At 45.0% G+C, this 16,136-nt stretch carries 16 protein-coding genes; 3 read left to right on the top strand and 13 right to left on the bottom strand.

Features of this window, described 5'->3' with window-relative positions; translation table 11 throughout:
- Positions 1–2 precede the first annotated feature (2 nt).
- The 7 genes from sspA to zapE form a co-directional block, all read right to left on the bottom strand.
- A complete protein-coding gene (sspA, locus tag ACQEXR_RS02430; RefSeq protein WP_138972529.1) occupies positions 3–638 on the bottom strand; it encodes a stringent starvation protein SspA in 636 nt (211 codons plus the stop codon).
- Positions 639–734: 96 nt separating this feature from the next.
- A complete protein-coding gene (locus ACQEXR_RS02425) occupies positions 735–1,472 on the bottom strand; it encodes a cytochrome c1 (protein WP_138972530.1) in 738 nt (245 codons plus the stop codon).
- Positions 1,469–2,734: a cytochrome b gene (locus ACQEXR_RS02420; protein ID WP_006877361.1), complete on the bottom strand. Its 1,266-nt coding sequence runs from the start codon at positions 2,732–2,734 to the stop codon at positions 1,469–1,471. Before ACQEXR_RS02420 ends, ACQEXR_RS02425 begins: the two co-directional genes overlap by 4 nt.
- The gene (gene petA, locus ACQEXR_RS02415; protein ID WP_138972531.1) at positions 2,734–3,327 is read right to left on the bottom strand and encodes a ubiquinol-cytochrome c reductase iron-sulfur subunit; all 594 of its coding nucleotides are present in this window, start codon (positions 3,325–3,327) and stop codon (positions 2,734–2,736) included. Before petA ends, ACQEXR_RS02420 begins: the two co-directional genes overlap by 1 nt.
- A gap of 329 nt (positions 3,328–3,656) precedes the next feature.
- Positions 3,657–4,049: a 30S ribosomal protein S9 gene (gene rpsI, locus ACQEXR_RS02410; protein WP_005436094.1), complete on the bottom strand. Its 393-nt coding sequence runs from the start codon at positions 4,047–4,049 to the stop codon at positions 3,657–3,659.
- 15 nt (positions 4,050–4,064) lie between these two features.
- Positions 4,065–4,493, bottom strand: coding sequence for a 50S ribosomal protein L13 (rplM, locus tag ACQEXR_RS02405; protein WP_138972532.1), 429 nt, complete (start codon positions 4,491–4,493; stop codon positions 4,065–4,067).
- Between the two features lie 249 nt (positions 4,494–4,742).
- Complete coding sequence (gene zapE, locus ACQEXR_RS02400) at positions 4,743–5,849, bottom strand: cell division protein ZapE (RefSeq protein ID WP_426950743.1); 1,107 nt, start codon at positions 5,847–5,849, stop codon at positions 4,743–4,745.
- A 152-nt stretch (positions 5,850–6,001) separates the two neighbouring features.
- Between zapE and zapG the strand changes: the two genes are divergently transcribed.
- The 3 genes from zapG to degS all read left to right on the top strand — a co-directional run bounded on the left by zapG (position 6,002) and on the right by degS (position 9,154).
- Positions 6,002–6,463, top strand: a complete 462-nt coding sequence (zapG, locus tag ACQEXR_RS02395) for a Z-ring associated protein ZapG (protein ID WP_138972534.1) — start codon at positions 6,002–6,004, stop codon at positions 6,461–6,463.
- Positions 6,464–6,591: 128 nt separating this feature from the next.
- Positions 6,592–7,959: a DegQ family serine endoprotease gene (locus ACQEXR_RS02390; protein WP_426950742.1), complete on the top strand. Its 1,368-nt coding sequence runs from the start codon at positions 6,592–6,594 to the stop codon at positions 7,957–7,959.
- Between the two features lie 130 nt (positions 7,960–8,089).
- The gene (gene degS, locus ACQEXR_RS02385) at positions 8,090–9,154 is read left to right on the top strand and encodes an outer membrane-stress sensor serine endopeptidase DegS (protein WP_426950741.1); all 1,065 of its coding nucleotides are present in this window, start codon (positions 8,090–8,092) and stop codon (positions 9,152–9,154) included.
- Between the two features lie 57 nt (positions 9,155–9,211).
- Here degS and parC read toward each other — a convergent pair whose 3' ends face one another.
- From parC to nudF, 6 genes are all read right to left on the bottom strand, one after another.
- Entirely contained in the window at positions 9,212–11,494 is a 2,283-nt protein-coding gene (gene parC, locus ACQEXR_RS02380; protein ID WP_426950740.1) for a DNA topoisomerase IV subunit A, read from the bottom strand.
- 3 nt (positions 11,495–11,497) lie between these two features.
- Positions 11,498–13,378, bottom strand: coding sequence for a DNA topoisomerase IV subunit B (gene parE / locus ACQEXR_RS02375; protein ID WP_426950738.1), 1,881 nt, complete (start codon positions 13,376–13,378; stop codon positions 11,498–11,500).
- 272 nt (positions 13,379–13,650) lie between these two features.
- Positions 13,651–14,232 (bottom strand): esterase YqiA, encoded by a 582-nt coding sequence (gene yqiA, locus ACQEXR_RS02370; protein WP_138972539.1) that lies wholly within the window; start codon positions 14,230–14,232, stop codon positions 13,651–13,653.
- Positions 14,233–14,241: 9 nt separating this feature from the next.
- Positions 14,242–15,063: a 3',5'-cyclic-AMP phosphodiesterase gene (cpdA, locus tag ACQEXR_RS02365; RefSeq protein ID WP_331427063.1), complete on the bottom strand. Its 822-nt coding sequence runs from the start codon at positions 15,061–15,063 to the stop codon at positions 14,242–14,244.
- Between the two features lie 9 nt (positions 15,064–15,072).
- Complete coding sequence (locus ACQEXR_RS02360) at positions 15,073–15,513, bottom strand: DUF1249 family protein (protein ID WP_138972541.1); 441 nt, start codon at positions 15,511–15,513, stop codon at positions 15,073–15,075.
- On the bottom strand, positions 15,501–16,130 hold the full coding sequence (gene nudF, locus ACQEXR_RS02355) for an ADP-ribose diphosphatase (protein WP_138972542.1): 630 nt from the start codon (positions 16,128–16,130) through the stop codon (positions 15,501–15,503). The genes ACQEXR_RS02360 and nudF overlap by 13 nt, the downstream gene beginning before the upstream one ends.
- Positions 16,131–16,136: the final 6 nt, after the last annotated feature.

Raw genomic sequence — 16,136 nt, 5'->3', positions numbered from 1 at the left:
AATTAACGAGTTAGACGCATTTCACGTTCAGCTTCCGTTAGAGAAGCTAGGAATGAATCACGCTCAAATACACGATTCATGTAAACTTTAAGCTCTTTCGAACCTGGACCAACTAGTTCAATACCAAGTTGAGGCAGACGCCATAGCAATGGTGCTAGGTAGCAGTCGATTAGGCTGAATTCTTCGCTCATGAAGTACTCATACTCAGCGAAAACAGGGCCTAGAGTTAGCAGGTCGTTGCGCAGTTTGTTGCGGGCAGCTTCTGCTTCATCAGCAGTGCCTTTTACAATCTTTTCAGCAAGCGTGTACCAGTTTTTCTCGATACGGAAGATCATTAGACGGCTGTTACCACGAGCTACTGGGTATACAGGCATCAATGGTGGATGAGGGAAACGCTCATCTAAGTATTCCATGATGATCTTTGAGTCGTAAAGCGCTAGTTCACGGTCAACAAGTGTTGGTACTGTCTTATATGGATTAAGTTCGATAAGTTCAGCAGGTAGATTTGCTTCATCAACAAGCTCTACTTCTACACTTACACCTTTCTCTGCTAGAACAATACGAACCTGATGGCTATACATATCAGATGCACTTGAAAATAGAGTCATCACAGAACGTTTATTGGCAGCTACAGCCATGGAGCCCTCCAGCACACTTACAAAATAAAAACAATGGAGGCTAAGCCTCCATTGTTAAGTTAAAAATTTGGGAATTAGCACAGTATCGTAGCACAATTAGTGCACATCACGCCAATACTCTTTCTTCAGCAATACAACAACGATTGTAAAGATGATTAAGAAGCCCATAACCCACCAGCCAAGAGCGTGACGCTCAAGCTTCACTGGGTCACCTGAGTACTCAAGGAAGTTCACCAAATCGCGAACTGCATTGTCGTACTCTTCACGGTTAAGCTCACCGCTGCCATCAGCTTCTACGCCAACAACTTTCGTCACTTCTTTACCATCAACTACGTGCGTTTCATACACTGGCTTAGGAATACCTTGTAGCTCTTCAAGAACGTGAGGCATACCAACGCTTGGGAAAACAATGTTGTTCACGCCAAACGGACGGCTTGGATCCTCGTAGAAAGCACGTAGGTAAGTGTATAGCCAATCTGTACCACGAACACGAGCAACAAGTGTTAGATCTGGCGGTGGAGCACCGAACCATTTCGCCGCTGACTTATCTGGAATTGCGTTCTCCATCAAGTCACCCACTTTTGCTTCTGAGTCGAAGATTAAATTGTCTTTTAGCAAATCTAGAGGAATACCGATGTCACGACCAACTCGCTCGTAACGTTGGTATTGAGCTGAGTGACAGCCAAAACAGTAGTTCATAAACAGCTTTGCACCGTTTTGCAATGAAGCTTGGTCACTCAGATCGTTGTTTGCTTTATCTAGTGGTACGTTCGCACCCGCTGCCATTGCCAATGAAGGCAGCATTGCAAATAAAATTACAATCCATTTTTTCATTTGAATGTCACCCTTTCTGGTAGTGGCTTAGTCGCTTCGTTCTTACTGTAGAAGTACAGCAGTACGAAGAACATGAAGTAAGCTAAGCTGAAGATCTGAGCTAGTAGCGTGTACGTTGGTGTTGCTGGAAGCGCACCAAGAATACCCAACGCGATAAAGCTGATCGTGAACTGGATGATGTTGAATAAATGGAACTTACTGCGGTAGCGGTAAGAACGCACGCGACAACGGTCTAGCCAAGGTAGTACAAATAGAACCGCAATCGACGCACCCATTGCAATAACACCTAATAGCTTGTCTGGAACCGCACGCAGAATCGCGTAGAACGGAGTGAAGTACCATACAGGAGCAATGTGCTCAGGTGTTTTCAGTGGGTTCGCTGCTTCAAAGTTAGGTGGCTCAAGGAAGTAACCGCCCATTTCTGGGTTGAAGAACAACACGTAACAGAATAGGAACAAGAATCCTGCTACACCGACCATATCCTTAACCGTACCGTATGGGTGGAAAGGAATAGAGTCGATGATATCGTACTTCTTAGTGTAGTAGTCGTGGAACTTAAACTGTGTCTGGTAATCGTCGCCCATCGTGCCTTTTGGTAGCTTAGTTTCAATACCATCAGGGTTGTTTGAACCCACTTCGTGCAGAGCTAGAACGTGTAGAACGATCAACAGCAATAGTACGATTGGTAGTGCGATAACGTGTAGAGCGAAGAAGCGGTTAAGCGTCGCACCAGAGATTACGTAGTCACCACGAATCCAAAGTGTTAGATCATCACCGATAACAGGAATGGCACCAAACAGAGAAATGATTACCTGTGCACCCCAGTAAGACATCTGACCCCATGGTAGTAGGTAGCCCATGAATGCTTCTGCCATCAACACGAGGAAGATTAGCATACCGAAGATCCATAGTAGCTCACGAGGCTTCTGGTAAGAACCGTAGATTAAGCCACGGAACATGTGTAGGTAAACAACAACGAAGAATGCCGAAGCACCCGTTGAGTGCATGTAACGTAACAACCAACCGTACTCAACATCACGCATGATGTATTCGATTGACGCAAACGCGCCATCACCAGACGGTACGTAGTTCATTGTTAACCAAATACCCGTTAGGATTTGGTTGACCAATACAAGCATCGCTAGCGAGCCAAATAGATACCAAAAGTTAAAGTTCTTTGGCATCGGGTACTCAGAAAGGTGCTTCTTGTACGCATTCATTGCGGGTATGCGTTTTTCTACCCAATCAAGTAGAGCTTGCATTATGCCTCCCCTTCTTCGTCAACACCGATAAGGATTCTGGTATCACTTAGGTACATGTGTTTTGGAACAACTAGGTTAAGTGGTGCTGGTACACCTTGGAATACACGACCAGCCATGTCGAACTTAGAGCCGTGACATGGACAGAAGAAACCAGACTTAACACCCTGAACTTGTTCAGCAAAACTGTCAGGTAAATAGGTTGGAGAACAACCAAGGTGCGTACAGATACCAACAGCGACAAAATACTCAGGCTTAATTGAGCGGTAAGCGTTTTGAGCATAAGTTGGCTGCTGTTCTTCTCCAGATGCAGGGTCACGTAGTTGACCATCAATTGCTTTCAGTCCATCGACTACGGTTTGTGCACGACGTACAACCCATACAGGTTTACCACGCCACTCGACACGTACCATCTGCCCTTCTTCAAGTTTACCGATATCAACTTCAACAGGGGCACCCGCAGCTTTGGCTTTTTCACTTGGGTTCCAAGATTTAATAAAAGGAACGGCGACAGCAGCTGCTCCTAAACCACCAACAACAGCTGTTGTAGCAGTTAAGAAACGTCTGCGACCGTTATTTAAAGGCGCATTGCTCATCCAAACATTCTCCCATTTGCTCCTTGTGGATTATTGTTATTCCGCTTAAAGAGCATGGCTAACAAAATACGAATTTAGTTGTATTTATTTGATGGGAAATGATAAATAAAACCCTACTTTTTGACAAGATAAAGCTACCTTTTTGTAACATTTGTGAGGCGAATCGCCAGTGACGTCACAAAAGCTGCGTAAGTACGACAAATCAAACAGTAAGTACGGGTGACAAAGGATTTTTTTGGAGCGGAAAAACAAAAAAGCCTGACATAATGCCAGGCTTTTTGGTGCCACATCCAATGCAAGCATTGGAAGCGAATCTTTTCGAAAAAAGATTAACGCTTAGAGAACTGTGGACGACGACGTGCTTTACGTAGACCAACTTTCTTACGTTCAACGCAACGAGCGTCACGAGTAACGTAACCAGCTGCACGTAGAGTAGGACGTAGAGACTCATCGTATTCCATTAGAGCGCGAGTGATACCGTGACGGATAGCACCAGCTTGACCAGAAATACCGCCACCTTTAACAGTAACGTATAGGTCTAGTTTCTCAGTTAGTTCAACTAGCTCAAGAGGTTGTTTAACAACCATGCGAGAAGTTGGACGACCGAAGTACTCATCAAGACTACGCTTGTTGATTACGATGTTGCCGCTGCCTGGTTTGATGAAAACACGCGCAGCTGAGCTTTTGCGACGGCCAGTGCCGTAGTATTGATTCTCTGCCATTTCCGAAATCCCCGATTAGATGTCTAGTACTTGTGGTTGTTGAGCAACATGGTTGTGCTCAGCGCCAGCGTAAACTTTAAGCTTACGGTACATAGCACGGCCAAGAGGACCACGTGGTAGCATACCTTTAACCGCTAGCTCAAGAGCCATCTCTGGCTTACGATCAATTAGCTTCTCGAAGCTGATTGATTTTAGGCCGCCTGGGAATTCAGAGTGACGGTAGTAAATCTTACCTTTAGCCTTGTTACCAGTTACAGTAACTTTCTCCGCGTTTACAACGATGATGTAATCACCAGTGTCAACGTGTGGAGTGTATTCAGCTTTGTGTTTGCCACGTAGGCGAGATGCAATTTCACTTGCTAGACGACCAAGAGTTTTACCTTCAGCGTCTACAACGTACCAGTCGCGTTTTACAGTTTCTGGTTTAGCAACGAAAGTTTTCATGCTAATAATAACCCGTTCAATATTTAAATTTACACTTAAGGAGCAAGCTTGCTCCCACTGACTAAGAGTCCAGTCAACACCCCTTCGAGTGGTTGGCACTCTCGACCCGTTATGTCGAAATACCTTCGATAATCAAGGTCTGCAGTAACGGTGGGTCGCAGGATTATAGAGAAGTCAGTTGAAAAAATCACCTTTTTTTGGATAAAAATTTCATTTTTTTTCAAGCTCAACCCTTTAACCACAAGCTCGCTAAGCTAAATGCTCTTTCGCCAAATAATCATGGCTTTGCATTTCAATCAATCTCGACTGACAACGTTTGAACTCAAATTCAAGTAAACCACCCGCATAAAGAGCCTCCAATTCTACTTCAGCCGAGATGATAAGCTTAACGTTACGCTCGTAGAACTCATCGACTAAGGCGATAAAGCGGCGAGCTGCATCATCAATGCTCGCGTTCATCTGCTGAACATCAGCCAATAGCACGGTGTGGTAAATACGCGATAGCTCTATATAGTCATTCTGGCTACGCGCAGATTTACATAACTGAGCAAAGGTGGCGTGAAGCACACCTTCCGACGCTTGCACCACCTCAATCTGACGGTGGTTTATGTCTATGACACTCACCCCCTTTTTACCTTCACCAACCAGTTGTTCATAGTAGTGACAAAGGTTCTTACTGGCTTGCTCATCAAGGGGGGAGTGATAGATTTCTGCTTGTTCTAGCGTTCTCAAGCGATAATCAATACCACTATCTACGTTGAGTACTACGCAATTGGCCTGAATCAGTGCAATCGCAGGGAGAAATCGAGCTCTCTGTAATCCGTTTCGGTAAAGGTCTTGTGGCGGAATGTTTGATGTCGCAACCAGAATGACACCACGCTTAAACAGCGCCTGAAACAGAGTCCCCAAAATCATGGCATCGGTAATATCTGAAACAAAAAACTCATCAAAACAGATGATCTCGGTTTCTGCCTTGAATTTATCAGCAACCAACTCAAGTGGATCATTGACATCCCCAAGTGCGTTCAACTCATCATGTACGCGGTACATAAAACGGTGAAAGTGAACTCGCATTTTTTTTTCGGTTGGAAGTGCATCGAAAAAGGTATCAACTAGATAGGTTTTACCACGCCCAACCCCACCCCAGAAATAAAGACCTTTAGGCGATTCTGGAAGCTTAGGCTGTTTACTACTGAACCAAGTTTTCCACCCTGATGGTTTTTCTATCGGGGTTTCTAGGTACTCAATGAATTCATGATAGAGCTTATCTAAGGCGGTTACCGCTTGTAACTGAGCAGCATCTTTCTGAAAACCGTGTTCTTTTATATCTTTATTATAGATTTCTAGTGGCGTCATCGCTTCGATACCTAATGAAGAAGACTGTTAAACTGCTATGTAGAGCACATGCATTTTTCTTTATTGGCTTAAGCACTCATAGTACCATGTGATTTGAACATGTGTAACTAACCAGTAAAAAACATGTTAAATAACAATGATAAGGAGCAATTATGCCTTGGATTTACGCCCTTGTAGGCTTGCTTGTTGGGATGCTTTTAGGCGCTGTCATTTCACGTCTTACGACGCCCGGATATAAGAAGCAGAAGAACGTTCAGAAAGATTTGGATAAGGCCAAATTTGAATTAGAGCAACAAAAACAAGATCTTGCTGATCATTTTGCACAGTCTGCTGAAATGCTCGACTCACTAGGTAAAGAGTACACTAAGCTTTATCAACACATGGCTAAAACCTCTGCGGAGTTACTGCCTAATCTTCCTGAACAAGACAATCCGTTTATCAAGAAGATTAGTCAACAATCAGAGGTCGATTCTCACGTTTTCGATTCTGATTCTACGGTTCAACCTCTTAGCGAAGCTCCAAAAGACTACGCAGCAGGTTCAACTGGATTACTAAAAGACCAGAAAAAAGAAATTCTAGACTCACAAGACGTGGTCTCCGCTAAAGCGTCATAACCCAATCTTTCTTTTGTGATGAACTTTACATCGTTTTTTGAGTCTTAAATTCCGATAAGTGCCCCTTTAATTCTTCTTCAACGTATAAACGTTTGAATTTTTGGGGCTTAACTATATAGGAGTATCCGATGAAAAAACCTTTGCTTGCCTTAACCGTTCTCTCTCTAAGCCTAAGTTCAATCATCACGCCAATGCAAGCGACTGCTGCTTTACCGTTTACGGTTGATGGTGAACAACTGCCAAGCCTCGCTCCGATGCTTGAGAAAGTCACTCCCGCGGTAGTCAGTATCTCAGTTGAAGGCACTCAAGTGTCTCGCCAACAAATTCCTGAACAGTTTCGCTTTTTCTTCGGTCCTGATTTTCCAACTGAACAACTGCAAGAAAGGCCATTCCGTGGTTTAGGTTCTGGTGTGATTATCGATGCCAAGCAAGGTCATGTAGTGACTAACTACCACGTGATTAATGGTGCAGAAAAAATTCGCGTCAAACTTCACGATGGCAGAGAATATGACGCAGAGTTGGTCGGTGGTGACCAGATGTCTGATGTTGCCCTGTTAAAGCTCGAAAAAGCGAAAAATCTTACCGAAATCAAGATTGCAGATTCAGACAAGTTGCGAGTCGGCGATTTCACTGTTGCGATTGGTAATCCATTTGGTCTTGGTCAAACCGTGACGTCTGGTATTGTCTCTGCTCTGGGTCGCAGTGGTCTAAACATTGAGAACTTCGAAAACTTTATCCAAACCGATGCGGCGATCAATAGTGGTAACTCAGGTGGTGCTTTGGTCAACCTGAAGGGTGAGTTGATTGGTATCAACACCGCAATTCTTGGACCAAATGGTGGTAACGTTGGGATAGGTTTCGCGATTCCTTCCAATATGATGAATAACCTCACTGACCAAATCTTAGAATTTGGTGAAGTGAAGCGCGGTATGCTTGGTGTGCAAGGCGGTGAGATTACCTCTGAACTTGCAGAAGCCTTAGGCTATGAATCAAGTAAAGGTGCGTTTGTTAGCCAAGTGGTACCAGACAGTGCAGCCGATAAAGCCGGCATTGAGGCTGGCGATGTGATCGTTTCGGTAAATGACAAGGCAATTAACTCATTTAGTGAACTTCGAGCTAAAGTCGCCACCCTGGGTGCTGGTAAAAAGGTAACGCTAGGTGTCGTCAGAGATGGTAAGCAGAAGTCTTTTGATGTCACTCTTGGTGCGCAAACCAATGTTAAAACCACAGCCGACAAACTTCATGAAGGTTTGGCAGGGGCAGAGCTCACCAACACAACGGCCAGTGATAAAGTGCAGGGTGTTAAGGTGTCAACCGTCGAAAAAGGCTCCAACGCGGAAGCTTATCAGCTGCAAAAGGATGACATTATCATCGGTGTAAACCGTCAAAGAGTGAAGAACTTAGCCGAGTTTAGAAAAATAGTTGAGAAACAGTCAGGTGTTCTTGCACTCAACATTCAGCGTGGTGAACGAAGCATTTACCTTGTTATTCGTTAAATAACATTTCACTCAAAACGCGATATCGCTTTGAAAGGACAGCAGCTCAACCCGCTGTCCTTTTGTTATTTTCTCATCTAATGCTATTCTTCACCGACTAAAACACTTTATGACTATTGATGAGGAAAGCATGCTGCAATTCGTATTGCGTTCTGTAGGTTTGGGACTCGCTACCGCTGTCCTGCTATTGCTCGCGGTTCCATCCTTGCGTTCCAACCTTGTCCCTGCGACGGTACAAACCAGCAATATTGATAGCACTCAGGTACAGATTTCATTCAATCAAGCCGTCCGTAAAGCGGCTCCTGCCGTGGTCAATATCTATAGCCGTAAGTACACCGAAGAAGACCGTTCGAAATTACTCACACAAGGACTTGGATCGGGAGTCATTGTTAGTGAAAAAGGCTACATCATTACTAACTATCATGTTGTTGCTCAAGCAGACCAAATCATTGTGGCTTTACAAGACGGTCGGATAGCCGCGGCACAGCTGGTTGGTAAAGACAGACGTACAGACATTGCCGTACTTCGTGTCGAAGGCGAAAACCTACCCGTCATTCCTTTAAATCCAGACTACTCGCCAAAAGTCGGTGATGTTGTTTTAGCTATTGGAAATCCATATAACCTCGGCCAAACAACCACATTCGGCATTATTTCAGCGACAGGTCGTTCTTCAATTAGTGCCGACGGACATCAAGCCTTTATTCAAACAGATGCCGCGATCAACGAGGGTAACTCTGGGGGGGCCTTGGTCAATACTCAAGGTGAATTGGTCGGTATCAATACTGCTTCATTCCAGCAGGCAACGGAGTTGGAAACCTACGGTATCTCTTTTGCGATTCCTTTTTCACTCGCCAATAAAATAATGCAGAAAATTATTGCTGACGGTCGCGTTATTCGCGGCTATATCGGCATTGATGGGCAAGATATTAACTCGGTGACCTCTCGCCTGCTAGGTAGCGAACATCTCGGTGGCATTGTGGTTCTTGGGGTTGATCCTAACGGCCCAGCAGCGGAAGCTGGTTTTGAAGAACAAGACATCATTCTCAAGATTGACGGACAAAAAATTAATGGCCGCCAGAGCGTCATGGACATAGTCACCGAACTTCGTCCTGGTACTGTCGTTGATGTGCTGATCCTGCATAAAGGGCAAGAGAAGACACTTAAAGTGACGATAAAAGAAGATACCCGCGAATAACCTTGATGGTCATTCTAATTGGATAACAAAAAACCCATGCAATGCATGGGTTTTTTATCACTCTTGAACATCAGGCTCTATGTCGCTAGAGCCAGCGGTTTCAATTTCAATCCGCGTCACTCTTTGTAACCCACGAGGTAGTAAACCACCACGTCGTCCTCTTTCACCACGGAAGTTTTCAAGATCCGATGGGCGAAGACCGAGCTTGCGTTTACCTGCATAAAGCGTAACGGTGCTCTGTTGTGGTAGAGCAATCAAGTGAGAAACAAACTCTTCACGATCTTTGGCTTTTGCCGCCGGTATGTTGATGATCTTGTTACCTTTACCTTTGCCAAGCTGAGGAAGATCTTTGATCGGGAACAGCAGCATGCGCCCTTGGTTCGTGATGGCTAAGATCTCATCACTATCCAGATCTCCAATCGCTTTTGGTAATAGTACCTCTGAGTTTTGAGGTAAGCTCACTAATGCTTTACCACTGCGGTTCTTCGACAATAGGTCACTGCCTTTACACACAAAGCCATATCCGGCATCCGAACCAACTAACCACAGTTGATCTTCTTCACCCATCACAACGTGACGAATACTCGTCCCTGCGTTGACGTTCAAGCGTCCTGTAATTGGCTCACCTTGAGTTCGTGCAGATGGTAGCGAGTGTGACTCTAGTGAGTAGCTACGTCCATCACTGCCTAAGAATACCGCTTGCTGGTTACTCTTACCGCGCGCATGGGCAAGGTAATTATCACCAGACTTGTAGTTCAGTGTGCCCGCATCAACATCGTGACCTTTCGCGTGACGAATCCAGCCTTTTTCAGAAAGAACAACCGTGATTAGTTCACTAGGCACAAGATCTCTTTCAGTCAACGCTTTCGCTTCAGCGCGTTCAACCATAGGTGAACGACGGTCATCGCCGTATTTTTCAGCGTCAGCTTGAATCTCTTTCTTAAGTAGCGTGTTAAGACGACGCTCAGAACCTAGCAGTAACTCTAGCTTGTCACGCTCTTTTTCGAGCTCTTCTTGTTCACCACGGATCTTCATTTCTTCTAGCTTGGCTAGGTGACGAAGTTTGGTATCTAGAATCGCATCGGCTTGAATATCAGTGATGCCAAAACGTGCCATCAGCACGGCTTTTGGATCATCTTCAGTACGGATAATCTCAATCACTTCATCAAGGTTTAGATAGGCAATCAACAAACCTTCTAAGATGTGTAGTCGAGCAAGAACTTTATCTAATCGATACTGTAGACGGCGACGAACAGTTGTACGGCGGAACTCGATCCACTCAGAGAGAATCTGAACTAATCCTTTAACCTGAGGACGGTTATCAAGACCAATCATGTTTAGGTTAACACGGAAGTTCTTTTCTAGATCCGTCGATGCAAACAAGTGATTCATCAACTGTTCGCTATCCACTCGGTTGGAACGCGGTACAATAACAATTCGTGTCGGGTTTTCATGATCAGATTCATCGCGAAGATCATCAACCATCGGCAGTTTTTTCGCACGCATCTGGCCAGCGATTTGCTCTAGAAGCTTGGCACCTGACACTTGGTGAGGAAGAGAGGTAATGACAATCTCATTGCCCTCTTTGTGCCAGACCGCACGCATCTTAATGCTGCCTCGTCCAGTACGATAAATCTTATCTAGATCTGCCTTTGGAGAAATGATCTCTGCTTCAGTCGGATAGTCAGGACCTTTAACAAAGTTCATGATATCGGCAAGTTCTGACTTTGGATTGTCGATCAAATGGATCGTTGCATCCGCCACTTCACGTACGTTGTGAGGTGGAATATCCGTTGCCATACCAACCGCAATACCTGTCACGCCATTGAGTAGAATGTGAGGCAAACGCGCTGGTAACATTTGCGGCTCTTTCATTGTGCCGTCAAAGTTAGGCTGCCATTCAACCGTACCCTGCCCTAGTTCTCCTAGCAGTACCTCAGCAAACTTAGATAGTTTAGCTTCGGTATAACGCATCGCAGCGAACGATTTAGGATCATCTGGCGCACCCCAGTTACCTTGACCATCCACTAATGGGTAGCGGTAAGAGAATGGCTGAGCCATAAGAACCATAGCTTCATAACATGCTAAATCACCATGTGGGTGATATTTACCTAACACGTCACCAACGGTACGGGCTGACTTTTTGTACTTAGCAGAGGCTGAGAGACCCAGCTCTGACATTGCGTAAATGATACGTCTCTGAACCGGCTTTAAACCATCACCAATGTATGGCAAAGCACGATCCATGATTACGTACATTGAGTAATTTAGATAAGCGTCTTCAGTGAACTTGCGCATTGGCAACTGTTCAACGCCATCATATGTAATTTCTGTCGACATTCGTTAAACCTCTGCCATATCGCCGTTGCTTTGCAACCAAGAGCGACGGTCATCCGCTCGCTTCTTACCTAGCAGCATATCCATCATTTCCATCGTTGCTTCGCTATCGTCAATCGTTAACTGAACCAAACGACGAGTGTTGGGATCCATGGTCGTTTCACGTAGCTGAAGTGGGTTCATTTCACCCAGACCTTTGAATCGCTGCACGTTGATCTTGGCTTTCTTCTTCGACAAACGCTCTAAAATGCCTTCTTTCTCATCATCATCAAGCGCATAGAAAACCTCTTTACCACAGTCGATACGATAGAGTGGAGGCATCGCGACATAGATGTGCCCCGCTTCAACTAGCGAACGGAAATGGCGTGTAAACAATGCACATAGCAAAGTTGCGATATGAAGACCATCCGAGTCCGCATCGGCAAGGATACAAATTTTACCGTAGCGAAGACCGTCTAAGTTCTCGGTATCAGGATCGATACCTAATGCCACAGAGATGTCATGAACCTCCTGAGACGCTAAAACCTGATCAGGCGAGACTTCCCAAGTATTCAGGATCTTACCTCGTAGCGGCATTACCGCTTGAAACTCACGATCACGCGCCTGTTTAGCAGAACCACCTGCCGAGTCACCTTCGACAAAGAAGATTTCAGTGCGGTTTAAGTCCTGAACGGAACAGTCCGTCAACTTACCTGGCAAAGCAGGGCCTGAAGCGACTTTCTTACGTACAACCTTTTTACTCGCGCGCATACGACGATGTGCGTTGGCGATACAGACTTCCGCCAGTTGCTCAGCTAACTGAGGCTTTTCATTCAACCACAGGCTAAATGAGTCTTTAACGACACCAGAAACGAATGCCGCTGTCTGACGTGAAGAGAGTCTTTCTTTAGTTTGACCAGCAAACTGCGGATCTTGCATTTTCACCGACAATACGTAAGAACAACGATCGAAAACGTCATCCCCCGTCAGTTTCACGCCACGCGGCAGCAGATTACGGAACTCACAAAATTCACGCATTGCATCGAGCAAGCCTTGGCGTAGACCGTTAACGTGAGTACCGCCTTGTGCCGTAGGAATCAAGTTAACGTAACTTTCGGTGATCAGTTCACCACCTTCTGGTTGCCAGATCACGGCCCAGTTAGCAGCCTCGGTTTCAGCAGAAAACTCACCGGTATAAGGTTCTTCTGGTAGAACCGTGTACCCTTTGACACCTTCAGCTAGGTAGTCTTTAAGGCCATCTTCGTATAACCAACTGTAATCTTTGCCATTTACCTTATCGCTAAAGGTAATTTCTAAGCCAGGACAAAGAACCGCTTTTGCTCGTAGGTTATTGACTAGACGTGTAACAGAAAAATTTGCTGAATCGAAATACTTCGTATCCGGCCAGAAGTGAACACTGGTACCTTTGTTGCGACGACCACAAGTACCAGTCACGGTTAGGTCAGATACTTTCTCGCCATGTTCAAATGCAATTTCATACACTTGCCCATCACGACGAACGGTCACTTCAACACGCTTAGACAGCGCGTTTACTACCGAGATACCAACACCGTGTAAGCCACCTGAAAATTGGTAGTTTTTATTCGAAAACTTACCACCAGCGTGCAGCTTACATAGTATCAGTTCAACCCCTGAAACTTTCTCTTCAGGGTGGATATCTACAGGCATGCCACGACCATCATCGATCACTTCAAGTGATTGGTCGGCATGTAAAATTACTTGAACCTTTGAAGCGTGTCCGGCTAGCGCTTCATCGACACTGTTGTCGATGACTTCTTGGCCCAAGTGGTTTGGGCGCGCTGTATCCGTATACATCCCTGGTCGGCGACGTACTGGCTCCAAACCATTAAGAACCTCAATGGCCCCAGCATTATATTGTTCAGTCATAATACGGAATTTCGTTTTAGGTAATAAAAGGTTTACTTGGCAGGCGATTTAAATGCGTCGGCTTAAATGGCAACCTTGTCGGGTATCCGCAAGGTTAACGACGAAAATCCAAACACTTCAAATCCACACAAGTACTGGTGAGACATAGTCTGGAACAGACCCAATTATGTCAAGAGAGATAAGTAAGTAACAAGTAAAATTATGACTCTTCCCTCAATGAATATGTCATTGAGAGCGAAAGACGTTAGGTTCATCAACACTAAGCAGGCAGATTAAAGCGCCAAGAATTCGATGATCTTAGCCGGATAACGCTCGAAGTTGACGAAGCTGTGATCACCACCTTGCTCGACAGTCTGCTTAGCTCCACAAAAATGTTGCACTGCTTGACGATAATCGAGAACTTCATCCTCGGTTTGCTGTAGCAACCAAAAGTCCGACGGCGTGTTAATAACCGGAGTGTCGAGTTGCTTGAGTTCAACAATATGGTGATGCTCTAAAACATAACGCTCTTGAGTGTACGGGTTTTCTTGCTCACCAAGAAAATCCGCAAGCAGCTCATAAGGCTTGACCGCAGGGTTAACCACTACCGCTTTAAAGGCAAACTGCGCATTGAGCCACATCGAAAAATAACCACCAAGCGAACTTCCGACCAAGCCAATCTGATAATCATCTTTGTATTGATTGACAATATCCAACAGATGCTGTGCAGCTTGCTCAGGAAAACAAGGTAAACGCGGTATCACTACCTTAATATCTGGACGATACTGTTCACAGTACTCTCGCATTAGATTTGCTTTGAGTGACAATGGTGAACTATTAAAACCGTGAATATAAAGTAGTAAAGACGGTTTCATTTCCTTTCCTCAATAGCCAGCAGAAGTGAAATCAGGCTGGAAACTGCCAGCTGGTAAGCGTTTTACTTCTGTCGACACACTGCCATCGGCATGTAACTCTAGTTCACGCCAGCCTGGGGAAAGCGTATCCAACGCAAAGTCATCGCTATTAGGTTTAAACTGAACACAAGTCGATGGCGTGGCCATCACTCTCGCACCTTTATACACAACGTTCATATCTTGATGCACATGCCCACATAACACCGCTTTAACGCTGCTGTGTTTGTCTACCACTTGCCAAAAATCTTCAGCATCTTTCAGTGCATGCTGATCTAACCAACGGCTACCAACCAACAGGGGATGATGGTGCATTAAAACAAGCGTATAACGCTCTGGATATTCGGTGAGCTTTTCATCAAGCAGTGTCAGTTGTTGATCGCTCAAGCGACCATGAGGTACACCGACAACCTGAGAATCAAGCAATATCATTTGCCACTTTTCACCGAGCAAGACATGTTCAACCTGTTGAATCTGAGGTGAAGGTAAGACCGAACCCATGGCCGGTTTAAAGTCATGATTGCCCGGTAACCAGAAACATGTTTTCTCAAGTGGTGCAATGCCTTGCTCGAATCTTTGATAGGAGCCAGCAGAGTGATCCTGAGAGATATCACCCGTTGAGAGAATCGCATCGAACGATCGCTTCTCCTGCACAATAGCGGCAATAACTGCACTAAAACTATCGAGAGTTTTAACACTGAGCAGACTACCATCCGCTGGCTCAAATAAATGAGTATCAGTAATCTGGAGTAGCTTTATACTGCCGCTATCTAAGGAACTTGACGTTACTTTCAAAACTAAAACCTAAATATTCAATGGAGTGCGACTGATACCCTGTTTCAAACAAAATGACAGCCAATCACCGAGAAAACGATTGAGTTGTACCTTTTCATCTTGTTGCAGCATCTTATCATTCGGGTAGTCGTATCGCGCATTCACACGTTTAAGATGTTCACAGCTACAAACTTCTGCTACGCGAGCATCGTGGTAGAGCCTGACAGACATTGTTGGCAATGGAAATACTGGAACGTCATCACTTTGACAAATGTCGACCAAAGTTGTGTACTTTGTGACTTCGACCACTTGAATCTGATACGTCATATAAGCAGCTTGATAGCAGCGTACATCACCGACACTCGGCTGATAAGGCAGCAAAGCGTTCAGTTTTGCGTAATTTGTCTCATATGTGCGCATCAGGTCAGATAAATCAACATGATACGGTTTCTTTAGTGCTACGTGCGCCATTGTCTCTTCAAACGTTGCTGGTTAAGCTCCAACCATTGCAATGCAATAATGGAGGCACCATTTTCAAATTTCCCATCAATAACCCATTGGTAGGCTTGCTGGCGGGATACCACATGAACTCGAATATCCTCACCTTCATAGTCTAAACCATGAATCCCATTCGCTGTACTCGCATCAACTTGACCGACATACACATCAAGTTTTTCGGAACAACCGCCTGATGAAGGGTAATACGAGGTTACTTTCTCTAACTGACCTACTTCAATACCGGCTTCTTCTACTGCTTCACGTCGAACAACACTTTCAGCGTCTTCTTCACGATCTATCATGCCTGCGACGATTTCCAGCTGCCAAGGGCTGTCATGTTCAAGAGCGCCAACGCGGATCTGTTCAATCAATACCACCTCGTCTCTAATTGGATCGTAAGGTAGCATAGCCGCTGCGTGTCCACGCTCGAACATTTCGCGTTCGATAGTTTCACTCCACCCACCTTCAAACAACTTATGTTTGAAGCGGTACTTAATCATTTTAAAAAATCCCTGAAACAGTGTTTCTTTTGAGATTATTTCCACATCTTGGCGAGTAAACTGCTTATGTTGCTGGTCAGACTGTTGCATTTGGCA

The organism is Vibrio sp. TRT 2004, assembly GCF_050113735.1.
Classification (GTDB): Bacteria; Pseudomonadota; Gammaproteobacteria; order Enterobacterales; family Vibrionaceae; genus Vibrio.
This window is presented reverse-complemented; position numbering and strand designations above follow the sequence as displayed.